The following is a 3,075-nucleotide window of genomic DNA, read 5'->3' as shown; positions in this document are numbered from 1 at the left end:
ATTCAGGGCTCGGTGGCGATGATGGAGGCGTGAGACCTTGGACACCGACGGGCCACGCAGCGACCCTGATAGTCGATCAGGCTCAAACATTTCGCCATGACGTTGCCGATGTGTCTTTGATGCACGGGTGGGCTCCGGTAACGGTGCAGGTGATCGCCGCGGTGGTGCTGGGGTGCGCGATCGGTTGGCGCTCGTACCGATGGCGGGTGCGATTCGTGCCGGTTGCGGCGGCGGGGGTGGCGTTGGCGTTGGCGGTGCATTGGTTCCTCGGATCGGCGGGTATGGCCGGTGACTCCGCACCGCCGACGTTGTGGTTGTGGGTGGCGCTGAGCGGTTTGGCGTCCGGCGTCGCAGCGGGGGGGTGGGTCAGCGCTTCGTGGTGGCGTCGCGGGGTGTCGGTGCTCGCGGTCCCGCTGTGTTTGCTCAGCTCCGCGCTGGTGCTCAATGGGTGGATCGGTTACTTCCCCACCGTGCACACCGCGTGGAGCCAGTTGACATTAGGCCCGGTGCCGGATCAGACCGACCCGGCCACCGTGACCGCGATGCAACTCAAGGGTGTGCGCCCCGCCAACGGCGCCGTGGTGCCGGTGACTATCAGCGCTGCAGCCTCGAAATTCAAGCACCGCGGCGAACTCGTGTACCTGCCCCCGGTATGGTTTGCCAGCAATCCGCCACCACGGCTGCCCGTGCTGATGATGATCGGTGCGGAGCTCAATACACCAGCGGACTGGCTGCGCGCCGGCAACGCGGCCGGCGCAATGGACGACTTCGCGGCGCTGCACGACGGCAATGCGCCGGTGCTGGTGTTCGTCGACTCCGGCGGTGGGTTCGGCATCGACACCGAATGCGTCAATGGACCGCGCGGCAATGCGGCCGATCATCTGACCAAAGACGTCGTCCCCTTCATGATCTCAACCTTCGGGGTCAGCCCTCAGCGGGCCAACTGGGGCGTCGCAGGCTTTTCCTCGGGAGGGACTTGCGCGGTGGACCTGGCGGTCATGCACCCTGAATTGTTCAGCGTGTTTGAAGACATCGCCGGTGATCGCGGCCCCAATTCCGGTAACCGCGAGCAGACCGTTGCCCGCCTGTTCGGCGGCAACCCCGACCTGTGGGCGGCGTTCGACCCAATAACGGTCATGACCAGGCACGGTCCCTACACCGCTGTCTCAGGTTGGTTTTCGATTCCTGGTACGCCCGGTGTCGACGGGGTTACCCGTGACGCAGTCGGTAATCCCGAGGGGCAGGACGTCGTCGCGGGCTCGCTGTGTGCGGTGGCAACCGCCAACGGCATCACCTGCGCGGTAGAGGCGCAGCCAGGCTTACACGACTGGCCCTTCGCGGCCAAGGCGTTCACCGCCGCGCTACCCTGGCTCGCCGGCCAACTAGGCACCCCCGGCGTCCCCCGAATCGCGCTCCCCCACCCGCAACGATCCCCCCGCCGGTCATAGGAACCGTCCCCGCGCTCGCGGGAGCGCCCCCAGACAACTCGGGCACTCCTCGGCGACCCGCAAACGTGCCGGGGCGCCAACTCGACGCTGGGGCTGCCCGAAGATGTACACCGACCATGCCGCCCAGCAGCTGTTCCAGCAGGGCGATTGGCCTTAGTCCCGCAGGCCAGTGAGACGGCGATCCTTGGTTACCCGGGTCAGCACATTGGGCAAGACCTTGATGCACACACGGGCTGCCGGGCTCGGGTCGGGTCTTCACCGACAGCTTTCGGAATCAGCGAAGACAGGTCCGCCCCGCGGCGGGGCGCCAGATGTCACTCAAAGCCGATGACGACAATTAAAAACCAGGCCAGTCGCGACGGTTGAAAAGCCACCCAATCAGATTGGACGGGTGATCTCCTTGGAAGGCGCCGCGGCTCCAGTGCATTGATCGCCGAGGCCACCGATTCTCTCTCGTACTTCGGCCGACGCCCTATGCGCCACTTCATGCCGCTGTTGGTTGAGCGTCGTGCCCGCAACGAGTTAGCCAAGCTCAGCGGCCAGTCGCGCCGGTCGGATCGATTGGCGAAGCTGTAAGCCAGCCTTGCGAGAGTCGGTCGAGATACCGCACCCGTGCCTCCACGCTTCGCAACCTGTCCTGGACGGAGCGGGCGAAACGCACATTAGCTCTACACAGCGACCACGCTTCTACTACGGGTCGACGTAATGCAGCGAACCATACCGCCCATCACAATGCGGGTGCACCGAGTACGAAATTGCAGACAAATCGATCGGTCAATACTAAAGGGAATGTTTGACGAGAAACAGACAGGTCAGGCCTAGTAGGGCCTGATCTGCTGTTATCTCGGTGGAGCTGCCGGGAATCGAACCCGGGCTGTGACCTGCGGAAATCAGGTTCACCTACGCGAAAAGCCGCGAGAAGTACATGGGAAGGTCGCGAGATGACGTGGGGTTATGTCGAAAGGTGTTGGCGCGTCCAACATGTATATGCGGTTGGCTGACTAAAGGCTGCCCAGTTCGGCCTGTCACCGTCGGCGGCGGCCCGACTTACTCGGTCAGATCGACCACCGTCGCATCCGCCGCGTTCTTCTGCACCGACGCGATGCCCTTCTTGGCGCTCGCCTTCGACTCTTAAGCCTCGCCGGTCGCGATGATCTCGCCGTTCGACGCCTTCAACCGGATACGGAACTTCCCGGCCTTATCCTTCGTGATCTCGAACTTGCCTGCCATGTTTTCTCCCTCGTCAGATGACCGGGCCAACGTTAGCGACCAAGTCCCGGCACGCCCATAGTGTTGCGTGGGCGAGGTAGTGCGGAACGCCGATGGCGAGTGGCTACCCCGCCGACGAGCCGCTGCCCACACGGAGATGCTGGTGATCTGCTGCCGATTCGCTGCGGAGCACCTACCGATTCAGCCATACCGGCGGCGTGATCAGTCGGACGCTGCGTAGCCTGCTGTCGGCGTCAACGACCAGTGAGGAGACGACCATGCTGCACGGGCTGGTCCTCGCAACACAGGACAACTACCAAGCTGCCGGGTTCATACTGAGTGGAATCAAGGGAATCTTTGTCGCGATTGGCAGCCTCATCGCCGCCATCATTTGCGCGGTGGTCGCTGGAATGAAAGG

The 3,075-nt window shown here is 63.7% G+C and carries 2 protein-coding genes and 1 pseudogene; 2 read left to right on the top strand and 1 reads right to left on the bottom strand.

The window, feature by feature from the left end:
• Positions 1-119 precede the first annotated feature (119 nt).
• Positions 120-1,448 carry an alpha/beta hydrolase gene (locus QOJ24_RS20335; protein ID WP_526264498.1) on the top strand — a complete coding sequence of 443 codons (1,329 nt, stop codon included), beginning with the start codon at positions 120-122 and terminating at the stop codon, positions 1,446-1,448.
• 426 nt (positions 1,449-1,874) lie between these two features.
• On the top strand, positions 1,875-2,024 hold the full coding sequence (locus QOJ24_RS20330; RefSeq protein WP_526264496.1) for a three-helix bundle dimerization domain-containing protein: 150 nt from the start codon (positions 1,875-1,877) through the stop codon (positions 2,022-2,024).
• Positions 2,025-2,495: 471 nt separating this feature from the next.
• On the opposite strand, the pseudogene QOJ24_RS20325 reads toward QOJ24_RS20330, so the two are convergent.
• Positions 2,496-2,678, bottom strand: a pseudogene (locus QOJ24_RS20325) (YegP family protein).
• Between the last annotated feature and the right edge of the window lie 397 nt (positions 2,679-3,075).

The organism is Mycobacterium sp. (genome assembly GCF_032159775.1).
Classification (GTDB): domain Bacteria; phylum Actinomycetota; class Actinomycetes; order Mycobacteriales; family Mycobacteriaceae; genus Mycobacterium.
The sequence above is the reverse complement of the archived record's forward strand: the minus strand, read 5'-3'. Positions and strand labels throughout refer to the sequence as shown.